The organism is Aquimarina algicola (genome assembly GCF_006443095.1).
In the GTDB taxonomy this organism is placed as follows: Bacteria; Bacteroidota; Bacteroidia; order Flavobacteriales; family Flavobacteriaceae; genus Aquimarina; species Aquimarina algicola.
In genome coordinates, this window is sequence record NZ_VFWZ01000002.1 from 747,220 (window position 1) to 762,627 (window position 15,408).

The following is a 15,408-nucleotide window of genomic DNA, read 5'->3' on the forward strand; positions in this document are numbered from 1 at the left end:
ACAGAACGATACATGTATATAGGTACTCTCTTATAGATAAGTTTTCTATATAGACTAAAAGTAATTATGGTAACGCGCTCTAATAATATATCAACATGTAGACCGAAGAATTATCTATAACGATTATAAATAACTAAAGTTTTGTTAAAATAAAGTATCTCTTTTCAATATTTCTGAAATTGCGCCGATGTATCAGCGTATACTCACATATATCATTACTCTCTTATTTACTGTTGTATTCATCGCTCCTAGAATAGTAAACTTGCATGTCTTAAGTCACCTGTCTGATGAGAATGATACACCTATTTCTTGTGAGCTTTGCGATGTTTTGATATATACATCCCAACTTGATTTAGCCAAAGATGATGTATCTTATTTTGAGAACACATCACAAAATCTATCCGGTTTATTTGTGGTAGTACCTCAATATAATACTCCACAAGAAAAGATTGTTTCTCCAACTTTTATCTATAATAAACCTCCACCTCTTTTATAGAGAATATCTTTACAATTTTTGCACAAATTTCATCTACAAAGAGAACTTATATTTAAGTAGTTTTTCTGTTCAGCATCCTATTATCCTTGATATTTATCTAATGATTTAGATAGTATAAAATACGATCATGATACATTTAGTGAAAAAAACAACGTGTCAAACAGAATATTTAGGTATTCCTTTACTTTTTAAAAAGTAAAGTTTCCAATCGAATTTAAGAACATTAATCGTCAATATCTTATTCTAATAATCATATCATATGCTCGAAGCAATAAACCTTACCAAAACATATGGTAAGCATCAGGCACTTAGCCAACTCAATCTATCTGTCGACAAAGGGGAAATTTTTTGTTTACTAGGTCAAAACGGTGCTGGTAAAACGACAACCATCAATCTATTTTTAGGGCTAATCGAGGCGACAAGTGGTGAAGCCTTAGTTAACGGAATTGCTGTTAAGCCTAATCATAATAAGACTACAAAAATGATTGCCTATATCCCCGAAGTTGTACAATTATACGGTAATCTCTCAGGAATTGAAAACTTAAACTTCTTTAGTAGATTAGCGGGTTTTAAATACAACCCTACTGAGCTATCTCGGTTTTTATCAAAAGCAGGACTTCAAGAATCTGCACATCAAAACAAATTATCCTCTTACTCAAAAGGGATGCGACAAAAAGTAGGGATAGCTATCGCACTTTCTAAAAATGCTGATTATATTTTTATGGATGAACCTATTTCTGGTTTGGATCCAAAGGCAACATTAGAATTCACCAAAATCTGTAAAGAATTGAGTAGTGAAGGCAAAGCTATTTTTATGGCTACCCATGATATTTTTAACGCCGTAAATGTAGGAACCAAAATTGGCATTATGAAAGAAGGAAAATTGGTCCATACCTCAGACACCAACACCATCAATGCTACCGAACTACAAAATCTATACTTAAAAACCATCTAAACTTAAAAAACACATTCAACAAAATGAACATTTTCAAATCATCAACCTCACTATTATTTATATTCATTTGCTTTGTCTCTTTTGCACAGGCGCAAGTGAAAGGAACTGTCGTAGACAGTCAAAATATTCCTATTATCGGAGCAACGATTTCATTAAAAAGTGAAGCCAATACATTTGGTAAATTAACCGATGACTCCGGACAATTTGAGATCAGTGCTCCAACAGGAAATTATAGCATCGAGATACGATATTTAGGATTTCAATCGTATAAAAACACTATAGAAGTTAGTGAAGATACCGCATACGACATAGGAACCGTAACCTTAGAAGACGGCCCCGAACAATTACAAAGTGTAGAAGTAATAGGTAGAGCAAGAACCGATTACAATAGTGATTATTCATTTTCATCTACCAAAATCGCTATCGCAAACAAAGAACTGCCACAAGCAATTTCTACGGTTACCAAAGAGTTGTTTCAAGACAAACAAGCTTTTCAGATCGCTGATGCGATTAGTACCGCAAGTGGTGTGAATCACACCGGTAATTACAATCATTTTAGCATTAGAGGACTAATTAAAGTAGAAGATGGTCAGGTGGTTAATGGCTTGAGAACCCGCCAATTTTATTTCTTACAACCCATTACTTCTCATATTGAGCGAGCCGAAGTAATCAAAGGACCATCATCGGTAACGTTCTCTAGTGTAGACCCTGGTGGAACTGTGAATATGGTGACCAAAAAACCACTTAAAGAAAAAAGAAGCGAAATAAGTGCAACTGTAGGAAGTTTTGGTACCCTAAGAGCTACTGCAGACTTTACCGGACCATTAAACAAATCAGAAACTTTATTATACCGTCTTAATGCTGCTGTACAAGAAGCCAGATCTTTTCGTGATTTAGTACAAAACAATCAATTATTAGTGAGTCCTTCTGTCACTTTTAAACCTAATAACACCACTGCGCTTAATGTAGAAATGATCTATAGTAGTGGTGAAGGAAATCTGGATCGTGGTCAACCTCTGTTTGGTGCTATCAATGGTGAATTTGACTTAAGAAGCACAGATGTTTCTACAAATGTTGCTGCCGCCAATGATTTTTATATTTCAAACGAGTTTTTAATGATTGGTAATTTCAACAAACAGATTACAGACAATATTGGTTTTAATGCTTCTTATATGAAACAAACTTGGGAAGAAGACCTTGCTGAGCATCGAGTAGCAGGTTCGGCTGCTGTAGATATCGCAGGAAACCCAATACCTACATTAGCAGAATTACGCTATACAGAAAGACAGCAATTTTGGATTACCGACAATTACAATGCTTATATTAATTTTGACTTAGAAAAGAACAATATTACCAATAAACTCTTGATAGGATATGATGGGAGCCGATGGGAGCGTACTATAGGTGGAGCTTCAAACGGAGCTCGTCGATACAGAAGACTAAATGGAACTGCAACTTCGTTTGACCCTGCAGAGGCAGATCAATTCGAAACTATAGAAATTGACGGAGTTATTGCTCCCAGACCTAATGTTGACCATTTTAATCTTGCAGACCCTAATAATACGGCACGAGAAACTTCAGGATATATCATTTCTGAATTTGCCGTACCTGGTAATCTTACAACATCAGATGGTATTTATATCCAGAATCAATTCAAAATAGGAAAATTTTCAGCGCTGCTAAACCTGCGTTACGATTTTTATGAAGATATATTCGATTATAAGGGCGAAGAGCAATCTTTTAAGAATGAAGCTTTTATCCCAAGAATCGGACTCACATATGAAGTTTCTGATATCGTTAGTGTTTATGGTTCGTATATAGAAGGGTTCCAACCTCAAGCCAATACCATTAGTTTATCGCCATTTACAGGAGATTTCTTTTTTGGTGCATTACCCTCTAATTTTGATCCTTTAGAAAGTAGTAATGTAGAAGTTGGTGCCAAAGCAGAGTTCCTAAACGGAAGACTAGCTATGAATGCTGCAGTATATTCAATTACTCAAAAAAATCTACTAATTCAGGATCCTAATGATGAAACAGTATTAACACAAAGAGGAGAGCAGCGTAGTCGCGGTTTTGAATGGGATGTGAACGGTCATATATTACCGAATCTTCAGATTAGTGCTTCTTATTCATTTATAGATGCAGAGATTATTGAAGATGATGATCCAACTTTGATAGGAGATCGCGTTGGTGGTACACCAGAGCATAGCGCTAATTTCTGGGGTAAATATGATTTTTCTAATGGATATTTAAGAAATTTTGGCGTAGGCTTAGGAGTTCAGTACCGTGGTGATAGCTTCTCTTGGTTTGGCGATCGTTTATTATTGCCGGATTATACTGTTGTTGATGCTGCTGCCTATTATCGCCCCTCAGGAAGTGACATACAAATCTCTTTAAAGGTTAATAATGTTTTTGATAAAACCTATTGGAATGGAGCACTTAATGGATCTAGACTTTTTCCGGGGGCTCCTCGCAATATATTCTTAACCACAACGTATAAATTTTAAATGATGAAATGGGCAAATGTTAAGTTATTTGCATTGAACTTATGGCACAATGCAACCACACCAAAAACTTTTTATCTCTTATACACAATTTTTATACTACTCACAGCGTATGCTGCTGTGAGTAGTATTCAAAATCATATCATTCAAAATGATATCAGAAAAGATCATCAAGTAAAAGCCAGACAAAGTTGGGAGGCCAACCCGGACAAACATCCACATCGAATGGCTCATTTTGGCACTTTTGCCTTTAGAATAAATTCGATTTTAGGAATATTCGATTATGGTTTAGAAAGCTTTACTGGTAATACCGTTTTCTTAGAAGCGCATCGGCAAAATAGTGTTAACTTTTCTGAAGCTACATTCTCGACAGGTACATTGAGGTTTGGTGAGTTAAGCTTAGCATTATTACTGCAATTAGTATTACCATTAATTCTTTTTTTTATTGGGTTTTCTAGTGTTGCCGCTGATAGACAAAATGGAACTTTGAAGATACTGTTATCACAAGGCGCCACTTGGAAAGAGATTCTTTTCGGAAAATCAATCGGGCTTTTAGGCATCTCTTTACTATTCTATATCCCTATTTTTTTGATAGTAACGATTACCTTTTTGGTATTTGGAGATCAAGCTGTAAAAGATTTTCGTTGGACACGATTATTGATCATCGGTTTAGGATACTTAGCATTTCTATTTGTTGTATCTGCGTTGACTATTATTGTATCAACAAGTAGTAGTAATCCAAAAAACGCATTATTAAGGTTATTAGGCATCTGGTTATTATTGGTAGTACTTTTACCAAAATCTGCTCAAGCAATGGGTAATTATTGGTTTCCGACGCCAAGTAAATTAGCTTTTCAGTCGGCTATAGAAAAAGAAGCAATTCAAAAAGGAGATAGTCATAATCCAGATGATCCACATTACAATAAGCTACGTGACTCGGTTTTGACTGCTCATAATGTAAGTGAAGTCACTGATTTACCTTTCAACTATTCTGGTTTTGTAATGCGCGAAGGCGAAAAGATCACATCGAACCTTTATAAAAAACACCACGCAAATCTGATCAATATCTATAGAAATCAAAATGATGTAACTCGATTTTCATCTTTTATCAACCCATTTACTGCGATCAAACAGTTATCGATGATTATGGCAGGAACAGATTTTTCGTCTTACATCGATTTTCAATATCAAGCAGATACATATCGCTATCAATTAGCTCAAGCCATGAATGAACTGCAAATGGAATATATAAGCCCAAAGAAAAAAAGCGGTTCTGAGGGAAAAACCCATGTTGTAGGGCATGAACACTGGGAAGAGTTCTCTGATTTTAGCCACAAACCAATGACATTTAGCAATTCGATTAAAGAAGCTTTTCCTATATTGACCTCAATGATATTATGGATAATTATAGCTTTTGGTTTATTACTATTCACTTCAAAAAAAGCAAGGGCGATATGATCACTTATAAATTATTTTTAAAACAATGTATTCGATCAAAAGAAGTTTGGATTAGCTTATTGTTGATTATACTCTTGGGCATTATTGGGATTATTATCGGTAATAAGCATCTCGAGAGGCAACAACAAGCCATCGCAGAAGTAAATTCATATCAAGAAGAACATTTTGATCGACACGTGTCACTTCATAACGACGACTTGGGCTTATTGCTGTATTATGCGAATTTTGCATACATCAATACTTTAAACCCATTAGCAGGCTTATCAATTGGTCAGGCAGACGTTAACCCTACCGTAAAACGGATTACCATCAAAACTTTTGAGGCGCAAAAATTTGATACCGATCTGGTAAATCCTATGAATTTACAATCGGGTAACCTTGATCTTTCTTTTGTGATTATCTATCTGTTTCCTTTGCTTATTATTGTTCTTACATTTAATATCGTTTCAGAAGAGACAGAAACAGGCACATGGCGATTAGTTGCTATTCAGGCAAAATCCAGGTTAGGATTTATTATTTCTAAACTTTTGGTTCGGCTCGTTTTATTATTCGCGGTACTGATTCTTGTTTTTTTAATTGCAAAATTTGTACTTCATATCCCTTTTAATGCAAACTTCTTATTAATGATAGGGTTATCCCTGTTATATATTATATTTTGGTTCACTCTTACTTTTTTTGTTATTACCTTCAAAAAGTCTTCAGGGTTTAATGCGCTATTACTTTTATCAATTTGGTTGGTATTGATTATTTTATTCCCTGCGGGAATCAATGCTTACATTTCGTCAAAATACCCGGTACCAGAAGCTTTGAGTACTGCAATAGCGCAGCGAGATGGATATCATACCAAATGGGATACCGATAAATTAGCTACGATAGAGAAGTTTTATCAACATTATCCACAGTTTAAAAAATATGGTTACCCTACTGATGGATTTAACTGGTTGTGGTATTATGCCATGCAACAAATGGGCGATGATGACTCAAAAACCCAGCGAGAGGCACTAGATCAAAAAATCAAATTGAGAGAACAAACCAGTATGCAAATTGCATCTGTGGTTCCTAATATGCATTTACAACTTGCTTTTAATCAAATCGCCGGGACCAGCATGGGGCAACAAATAGATTATTTGGAGGCTACTCATGCCTTTCACGAGAAGTTAAGGCTGTTTTTCTATCCAAAAATATTCGAAGGGAAACATGCTGATACCATCGACTGGGATCAATTTACTCCAGAATATTATGAGATAGAATCAAAAGTACAACCTACAAAATATCTAGTTCCTCTACTATTGGCTTCGATACTTATGGTTTTGCTTTCTATACCAAAGGCAAGAAAAGTATAAAATACACAACAGGTTATTGTAATATACTATGATATCACTTTTTGCATTTTATAATTTTTAACAAATTAAAAGAGTAGGGTAAATACAGAATGATACGTTTTAGTATAAAAGCAATATGATGAAATCATTTTTTACTAAAATCTTTAGGTTAAACTTAAAATCTATGATCAAATTTATAAGAGAGCTTCCTGCAGGATCATCAAATGCGATTCATAGATAAAATTGTAGAACGCTATCAACTTATTTTGCAATAGTTGAAAAAGCAGTTACATGTTTTGCGTGTAACTGTTTTTTGTTTTTATGATCACGATAAAATCCAAATTTAAAATCTACATTTTTGATATACACAAAACTTGATAGACTGGGATCATATTCTATAGGAGCACCAAAATCTTTCATCATATTGAGAGTACGGTACAATGTTGGTTTGGATATTTGTAATCTATCTGCAAGTTTATCGGGTGTTCCTGTGGCTTGTAATCTAATTAATTGATCTAGTCTCTTAATAAGTTCTACTTGTTTAATAACTATCATTAGGTTTCCTTTTTCTTTTTTTGTTTGTAGCAAACCTACTATTAAAAAATTGTTAAAACAATACCTCCAGCAGGGGGTTTTTCCCCTGTAGCAGTGACTTTTAGCTCAAAAGATCAAGTTAATAGACCAACTACACAGATTTTAAAGAAAATAGTCAACTTATATCCTGTATAATTGAGATTTTTATACAATTTGGGATATCAAACTTTGATTATTATAGTATTAATTACTCATACATCTTAGATGCATATAATATATCGGCAAAGATTTTCCAATCGATATGTTCAGGGATAGGTAATCCCATGTTTTCATAATACCCTTCCATATCATCTACCCATCCATGCATCCCTTCGAGAAAGGTATCTATAGATGAATTTTCCCAAGATTCTTTTTCTTCTCTAAAGCTTTGTATATACCTATCAAGAAAATTTAAAAAGTCTTCTTTAGTTTTAATGTTATGTATATTTTCATTCATACTACTTTCTTAACTGTTAATTTTTTATCATCTCATGGTTAGTGATAGTTTGCAACTGTTGCTATCAGAGTCCAGATTATAAACTCGAACTAGCAACATACTATAGTCCAGCAGGGGTTAATAGGTATTAGACTAATTCATATTAGTAATTTTTCAGCTTCTTTTGTATCTGGTTGAGTACCTAATTTTAAAATACTAGCCATCACTTCTAACCAATGTCCTTTATCATAACTATTATGAAATGAAGCTCCATAAATTGAAGCTGTAGAGGGATAAGAAGGAATAGCTTTTTCTTTTGCGATTTTAGAGAGAATAATAGCTAAATTTTCATTATCAAGTTTTATTGATTGAAATTTATCTGGTAAAATACTAACATTACAAAATAATGTCAAACATAAATTTGATAAATCTCTATATTGGATATCATTTGGTAGTGATTGATTTAAATAATGATAAAAATCGTTTAAGCTATCCATTACTTTTTACTTATTATTTTTTAATAAATTATTTTATTTCACTACTAACCTTCGCTGGCGCAAGTTTGTAACTTGTAACTAATGTAATCATTTTGATAATCCCAATAACATTACATCACTATCAATCATTAAAATAGTATGATCGCCATTATAGTTTCTGGCACTACTATATCTCCAATCTGCAGGATTAGTTACAAACTGGCGCTAGCGGGGATACCTCATATCCTGCGATTATTTAAATTACTCTATGATCGCTCCTTGATCTGGAAGTAATTCTCCCCTAAGAAAATCAAATGTAAAGCAATTATTATTTCTGTATTTATTCTGTGTTGGTATACCTCGATCATCTACAGGTAGTGTATTAGAAAATCTAAATTTTGCAGGGTCTAATTTGTTTTCTATAATTATAGATTTATCATTAACAATATCCCATTTAAAATTCCCATTATTCCAACAGCCAGCTAAACCATCTCCAATTGAAGCAATACCACTTATGTCTAATTTTATATAATTATCATTAGGAACTGAAGAATGTTTCCCATCTATTATATATCTTATCTTACCAATATCTTTTACCGTTATACAATTTTTTTTATCTAATGAATAAATATGATAAGTATCTTTCTTACAATTAGTAAAAAATAATATTATTAGTAATGATGTTAAAAACAATTTCATTTTTAATCTTTTAATATTTGTAATTAATATTCTCCAAATCTTTGTACGGTATTATTAGAAGGTAATCCGATTCCTTCACTAGCGTTTAATGCTTTACCTATTTGAAAACCTAATTTTTGAGCTAAAACACTTGGAGTTCCTTCTCCTATAGCATATGGAGCAACTAACCAAGAAGCACTTCTGTTTTGGAACGTTTCTAGTCCATCAAACCCTACTCTTGTCATACTCCAAGATAAACCTTTTCTTGCGGCAACAATACCAGCAGCTTCATTACCAAAGTCTCTAGCGGAGCCTATCTTTCCATTACTAGCTTTACTTCCTCTATATCTATGTTGTATAGGAGTTTGACCCTAGCTAGCGCAAGTTTGTAACTTGTGACTAATGTAATCATTTTGATAATCCCAATAACATTACATCACTATCAATCATTAAAATAGTATGGTCGCCATTATAGTTTCTGGCACTACTATATTTCCAATCTGTAGGATCAACTACAAAACCAGACTCAACCGGATTGTTATGAATATACTCTATCTTTTGTTGAATAACCTTATCTGTCCATAATCCAATAGGTTTGTTGTGATGTTGCCAAAATTGATATGTACTTACATTACTTTTTGCTGTTCCTGCTTTTTTAAACATCCAAAGCAACCATTCTTTTCTACTTTCTTGAGGATTATTCTGGATTGTATGTAGCATTTTCATGACTAGGCATAAAACAATATACATATACTTCCATTCCTTTATATTTTCTGCAATACTCAATACTGTTTGCCAAAATTGACAGATATTTTTCTCTTATAAAAAACATCAATCCAATACACAGTAGCAAAGCTTACAAAGTATAACCCTTGCTTGTTATAAAATTTATATTCTCTACTCATCCACGCAAAATATAAAATACCAGTCTCAAAAAATGAAACCGGTATTTTTATTGGTACTGATATTATTTCTTATGTTGATATAGCACCAGTTGAAAACTGGCGCTAGCAGGGGAGCAGTAATTGGTAGGTATGAACGGCAAGAGATTACACCTTCTGTAGAGATTGCAAATAAAATTGCTAAAGCTCTTGAGGTATCACTGGATTATCTGGTCGGTAACGCTTCTACGGTAGTAAAAGACAAAAAGATTTTAGAACGCATCGAAGCTATTGCCGATATGCCCGCAGATAACCAAAACCAGATCTTTAATGTGATTGACGCACTAATACGTGACTATAACGCTAAAAAAGCATATTCTTAAAACATAAAAAAAACCACCCCTAAGAGTGGTTCTGTTTATTTCGATTAAGTTTTTTATCATTTATAGATATAATCTCGATTACTAGGCTTTTCTAACCATAAGATCGTATTCCAAAGGGATTTCATTGTTGATTTATTTTTTAGCCATATTCTATCATTATCAATCGTAATGTATCTATAACTAGCAAAAATTTTCCCTTTCTTCAATGCGTTATCGTGTAGAATATCTGAAAAATCACTTAGTGTAACTTTTCCTTTATTCCCATTTAATGAAGAATAAAAGACATGTTCTTCTCCCAAAATAGTATACAAATCATCATTTTTTTGAATCCCTAGTAATACCTTTTTACCTTCATTTCTTAAATTACTTATGGTTTTTGAAGATTCATCTACAAAATGATTCCCAGCATATTTTTCTAAATTATTAAGTTTAATTCTTTCTTTCAAATAATTTGATTTCATTTACTTTAGGGGTTTCGTTAAAATATATCTATTACCAGTAATCCATGCACGCCATCCACTTTGAATATTGTATCCCATGAATCCTTGTCCCGATTGTATCCTTTTATTTAAAGCATTTACTATAACTTTATCTACAGAAATACCAGAGGAAACTCTCATACTAGAAGCTCCGTTAGCTTTAAAAGCTTCTTCTACTAATTTAATGTCTCCTGGTTTAAAATTTTTCAAAAATCCAATGTTAATATGGGCTACTCCATTTTTTATCTTGGCAAAAGCAGTTAAATTTCCTAATCTTTTAAAAGCTGCAGCGGCTTCATTACTAAACTTTACTGCTCCTTGAGCAACATTCACCCCTTTAGCTATATTCTTTGCTCTAACGAATCTGACAACCCAAGCACCTCCTTGTAATACTTTGACTGCTGCCCATTCTCCAGAGTAAAATAGGACAACCTCACCTACAGCAGTATTTCTTTGTTTTTCAGCTTCGGCAAAATCTGATTCAGTTGGATTCATTGGATCCCCACTATTTTCAAGAGCTACACGACTTGCTCCACCATTGCGATATGCTTGAGCATAAAAGGAACCAGCATCAGCCATAGAGGTTGGCTTCTTTTTCTTCTTCGGGTCAGTTCCGTCAGAATCACTATATTGATTTCTTAAATTAAGGAATGCAACTTTAGCATCTTCACCAGTATATGTAGTTCCATTTTCAGTTTGTTCAACACTTGCTCCACTTGGATCTGCCCAGAAAACAGGGTTATTATCAAAACCATTATAGGTTGACTGTGATACATGATCTACTGGATCAATAGCTGTCCATCTTGCAATAGCAGGATCATATGAACGTAATGGCATTTCGTATAGATCAAGCCCTAAAACTTCCTCATGTTCTATACCATTAAACTTAAATTTCTGTGCAGAGCTATTTCCATAGGAACTCACGATATTATTGTATCCTTTGTGTTTAAGCCCAAAAGGATAATAGTTATTCTCTTCTATGAGCTCTACATCTCCCGTATCATTTTTAGTATAACTCAGTCTGGTGTTTCCTAAATGATCCACATAATTATATACATATCGATATCCTGTACCATTTGGTGTCGCATACCCTTCTGGTGTAGGCATATATTGTAATGTTCCATTCTTGTACACATACCCAGATGCATACTCGGTATTTGTTAAAGAACTTCCCTCAGTCACTATTTTCTTTTGTTTCGCTCCTGTGGCGTCGTAAATATAACTAATATTTCCTGTTCCTTGTGTATTACTGATCGAAACTGTCTCTGGTAAATTCAAATGATTATAGGTAATCCCTGTAATCCCTTTGTTACGGTCTAGGATCATATTCCCATTAGCATCATACTCAAAATCATCATTGGTATTGTTACCATCCTTAAAACCGTAGGTTTTATTTCCTGTATCGGTTACTCCTCTTAGTTTATTTCCTGCATCATAGGTATAGGATAATATATCCATCGCTCCAAAAGCAGTAGCACCTATATTGGTATGTCCTGCTCTGGATAAAGATAAAATGTTCCCCATTTGATCATAGATTACACCTGTAAGGTCGTAATTCCCACTAGTACTAGTTGCACTAACAATACGGCTTAAGGCATCGTAGGTATAGTCATAACTTCTCAGTACATTGTCATTTGCCGTTTGCCATGTGGTTTTAGAGATATTTCCGTTGTATAATGGATTTGCACCTTGATGATATCCTAAAGTAAAGTCAAACAGGTCATTGTCATTTTTGGTATCACTGTTGATCTTTTGCAGCCATCCCCGTACATTATAGGTGTAATCCACTTCCTGTAATCCACCACCTACTTGTTTACTCACTAGTTGCCCTAAAGCATCATAGGTATTGCTTACGATCTGCTCTGTCGTTCCATTATTAATGGTCTGGCTTTGAGTAAGCAGTCTGCCCATATGATCATAGGTAAAGGTATCTACTGTTACAATAGGAGCATTGCTACCTTTGGTATGGGTGGTTCTGCTTTCTTCTACTTTTCCTACAAAATCCAACTTGCTCTCTACAATATCGGTAGTGTTTAAATACTCATTTTTACTAGCTACATAAGTTGGTCTGGCTTTGCCATCATACCAGGTGATTGTAGTAATCCACTGATCTGTACCCAACACTTTTACTTTGCTTCCTGTAGCTAAAGATTTCGTACGATCTGTAACAGCTTGTCCGTATACCGTAGTTGGTACAGTCAATCCTACGACATCAAAATCATACCCATCGTAGTAATTGATCGTTAGTGTTTCACCACTAGTTACTTTTGGATAGCCTCCATCATCATAGCGGATGCCCGTAGTGGTTTTTGTGACCCATAATTGATTGGTATAGGCTGTGGCTTCGTCTTGTATGATCTTTCGATCTCTGTTATCGGTAAGTTTCCCTGTATAGGCAACCCTACCAAAGGCATCATATTTCGTATACAGCCAAGCATCTTGTGCTTTTAGTAAAGCATCTTGTGTTAAGATCGGTTGGTCAAGTTTGTTATACACAATATACTCCCATCCCTTACCAGGAATTTTCTTTTCGATCAGACGGTTTCTGTAATCATACTTATACTGGTAAGCAAGTTCATTTAACTCTTCAGTATCAACCCCGTTACTTGTATCTACCTTAGGTGGTAGTACGTATGAGAGATTCCCATACCTGTCATATACATAATAAGTATCATGAGGGATGTTCTTATTATAGGTGCGTTTTAATACCACTCTGCCTAACTTGTCTGTATATTCTCTAGTGGTATGATCATAAGGGTGTGTTTGTCCCTCTTGCCAGTTCTCGTCCTTGGTAATGGTCACCATTAATTCTCCTGCTCCATACACTCTGGAGTGTTCTAATATTGGAGCTTCGGTATTTGCTGCTGTTGGAAAACCTACCATAAAACAAACAATCCCTTCTGCCGTAGTATTCGCTTTCCAATCAAACTTAATGGTATGATCATTATTTTGATCAGGCTTTGCCTGCCAAGCTTTACCCGGTGCGCCTTGTTCTAATACCCTGTTCAATGGAGAGTGCTCATAGATCTTTTCACTATAGGCATTCACCTCTGATAGGGACATTTCTGTAAAATCATCACTATACTTGTTTTGGTAATAGCTGTTGATATCCCGCTCGATATCCACTATACTATACCCTCCCGATGGGATGTGATCTCTTCTAAACGGTAAGTACTCCTTGGCCTGTCTGCCATATTCATCATATGCCATATGGGTCACAATGTCTTTGGCATCGGCAGAGGCTCTGATCGCGACTTGTTGCTTTGGCCTACCCAATCCATCATAGAAGGTAATCCCCTCGATCACCTGATCTTCGCTACTCAATGCTGATTCTGACAGCATCGCTTGTTGATAGGTACGAGTAAACACAAAATTCTCCGGAGAGTAAATACATCCCTGTAATTCCCCAAACTCCCCCGGACATACATCACTAGAGTTGAGTACATAGCCTGTAGGGGCACTACACTGTTTTTTGGTGACATTCAGATCCCCAAAGCCATCATTGTCCCCATCAGCATACCAAACCGTATTGGGGTGGATCTGATCATCATCATCATCGCAGTCACCCAAGGGGATCTCACGGATCGAATAGTGTGCCCCGGGATCTTCGCACTGTGTTTTGATCAGCTCTGCAAAACCATCACCATCCTTATCCTTATACCAAACCGTATTGGGATGAACGCGCTTATCCCCATCATTACAATCCCCTAATTGTAATATGGTACGCGTATAGCCCTCTCCGGGATATGCACACTGTACTTTGGTTAACTCAGCAAAACCATCGCCATCTTTATCTTTGTACCAAACTGTATCAGGATTTAGTAACTTATCGTCATCATCACAATCTCCTAAAGGCAGTACCTCATAGGTAAAATCGATCCCCGGATAAAAACACTGTGTTACCGTACGTTCGGCAAAATCATCGCCATCATGATCCTTGTACCAAACCGTATTAGGGTGTACATTGATATCATCATCGTTACAATCCCCCAGTCTGATCACATAGCCTATCGGTTGCTCACATTGGATCAAAGTAGGAGGCTCATTAACTTCTATCGGTACATCATTACTTCCCCAATCATCACCGTCTCCATCTCGGTACCAAACGGTATTGGGGTGCCTGGCCACATCACCATCATCACAATCCCCACTTTTATCTGCGTAACCGGTGGGCTGTTCACTACTATAGATCCTGATATTCTCTAAACCAAACCCATCGCCATCACCATCTTTGTAATAATACTTAGGAGGAATATTGGTGATCAGTGCCGCCCTGTCATTAAGATCGGTGTGGTTGTCAACATAACCTGAAGGACGATAACATTGTCTTTTTACAATATTTTTATTCCCATATCCATCTCTGTCATAGTCCTGATACCATACCAGATTGGGGCGTACCCAACCTTTGTTATCATCACAATCTGTATTATCGGTCACATAGCCCGTAGGACGAGCACTACGATATACCCGTACAGCAGGGTTACCAAAGGTGTCCCCATCTTTATCCCTGTAAAAATATCGGGGTGCAATATTGGTGATCCATTGATTCCCATCATCAAGATCACGATTATTGGTCACATAGCCCACTGGTCGGCTGGTCGCGGCTCGTGTACGATTAGGATCTCCATACCCATCACCATCACCATCTTTGTAATAAAGGGTACTTGCACCAGGACCACCACCACTGATAGGATCCTGACCATAACCCTTTCCCATCCAAAGTACTGCAAACAACAGTACCACAAATCTTATATATGTTGTATTCAT

Annotated in this window: 13 protein-coding genes and 1 pseudogene; 6 read left to right on the forward strand and 8 right to left on the reverse strand. The window is 35.5% G+C overall.

The window, feature by feature from the left end:
* Positions 1 to 187 precede the first annotated feature (187 nt).
* The 5 genes from FHK87_RS07250 (at position 188) to FHK87_RS07270 (ending at position 6,756) form a co-directional block, all read left to right on the forward strand.
* Positions 188 to 496 carry a hypothetical protein gene (locus tag FHK87_RS07250; protein WP_140592017.1) on the forward strand — a complete coding sequence of 103 codons (309 nt, stop codon included), beginning with the start codon at positions 188 to 190 and terminating at the stop codon, positions 494 to 496.
* Between the two features lie 259 nt (positions 497 to 755).
* Positions 756 to 1,451 (forward strand): ABC transporter ATP-binding protein, encoded by a 696-nt coding sequence (locus FHK87_RS07255; RefSeq protein ID WP_140592018.1) that lies wholly within the window; start codon positions 756 to 758, stop codon positions 1,449 to 1,451.
* A 23-nt stretch (positions 1,452 to 1,474) separates the two neighbouring features.
* The gene (locus FHK87_RS07260) at positions 1,475 to 3,958 is read left to right on the forward strand and encodes a TonB-dependent receptor (protein WP_140592019.1); all 2,484 of its coding nucleotides are present in this window, start codon (positions 1,475 to 1,477) and stop codon (positions 3,956 to 3,958) included.
* Positions 3,959 to 5,413, forward strand: a complete 1,455-nt coding sequence (locus FHK87_RS07265; protein ID WP_226294133.1) for an ABC transporter permease — start codon at positions 3,959 to 3,961, stop codon at positions 5,411 to 5,413. It begins immediately after the preceding gene.
* On the forward strand, positions 5,410 to 6,756 hold the full coding sequence (locus FHK87_RS07270) for a DUF3526 domain-containing protein (RefSeq protein ID WP_140592020.1): 1,347 nt from the start codon (positions 5,410 to 5,412) through the stop codon (positions 6,754 to 6,756). The genes FHK87_RS07265 and FHK87_RS07270 overlap by 4 nt, the downstream gene beginning before the upstream one ends.
* 240 nt (positions 6,757 to 6,996) lie before the next feature.
* Here the strand turns inward: FHK87_RS07270 and FHK87_RS07275 are convergent, their stop codons facing one another.
* The 6 genes and pseudogenes from FHK87_RS07275 to FHK87_RS07305 all read right to left on the reverse strand — a co-directional run bounded on the left by FHK87_RS07275 (position 6,997) and on the right by FHK87_RS07305 (position 9,803).
* Positions 6,997 to 7,290 (reverse strand): HTH domain-containing protein, encoded by a 294-nt coding sequence (locus FHK87_RS07275; protein WP_140592021.1) that lies wholly within the window; start codon positions 7,288 to 7,290, stop codon positions 6,997 to 6,999.
* 226 nt (positions 7,291 to 7,516) lie between these two features.
* A complete protein-coding gene (locus FHK87_RS07280) occupies positions 7,517 to 7,765 on the reverse strand; it encodes a DUF7660 family protein (RefSeq protein WP_140592022.1) in 249 nt (82 codons plus the stop codon).
* A gap of 137 nt (positions 7,766 to 7,902) precedes the next feature.
* Entirely contained in the window at positions 7,903 to 8,241 is a 339-nt protein-coding gene (locus FHK87_RS07285) for a hypothetical protein (protein WP_140592023.1), read from the reverse strand.
* 240 nt (positions 8,242 to 8,481) lie between these two features.
* Entirely contained in the window at positions 8,482 to 8,919 is a 438-nt protein-coding gene (locus tag FHK87_RS07295) for a hypothetical protein (RefSeq protein WP_140592024.1), read from the reverse strand.
* Positions 8,920 to 8,942: 23 nt separating this feature from the next.
* A complete protein-coding gene (locus tag FHK87_RS07300) occupies positions 8,943 to 9,143 on the reverse strand; it encodes a hypothetical protein (RefSeq protein ID WP_140592025.1) in 201 nt (66 codons plus the stop codon).
* Positions 9,144 to 9,306: 163 nt separating this feature from the next.
* Positions 9,307 to 9,803 (reverse strand): annotated as a pseudogene (locus FHK87_RS07305) (transposase).
* An 89-nt stretch (positions 9,804 to 9,892) separates the two neighbouring features.
* Here FHK87_RS07305 and FHK87_RS07310 point away from each other — a divergent pair.
* Positions 9,893 to 10,162, forward strand: a complete 270-nt coding sequence (locus tag FHK87_RS07310; protein WP_140592026.1) for a helix-turn-helix domain-containing protein — start codon at positions 9,893 to 9,895, stop codon at positions 10,160 to 10,162.
* Positions 10,163 to 10,218: 56 nt separating this feature from the next.
* On the opposite strand, the gene FHK87_RS07315 is transcribed toward FHK87_RS07310, so the two are convergent.
* Both FHK87_RS07315 and FHK87_RS07320 read right to left on the reverse strand, forming a co-directional pair.
* Positions 10,219 to 10,623: a hypothetical protein gene (locus tag FHK87_RS07315; protein ID WP_140592027.1), complete on the reverse strand. Its 405-nt coding sequence runs from the start codon at positions 10,621 to 10,623 to the stop codon at positions 10,219 to 10,221.
* A complete protein-coding gene (locus FHK87_RS07320; protein WP_140592028.1) occupies positions 10,624 to 15,408 on the reverse strand; it encodes a DUF6443 domain-containing protein in 4,785 nt (1,594 codons plus the stop codon).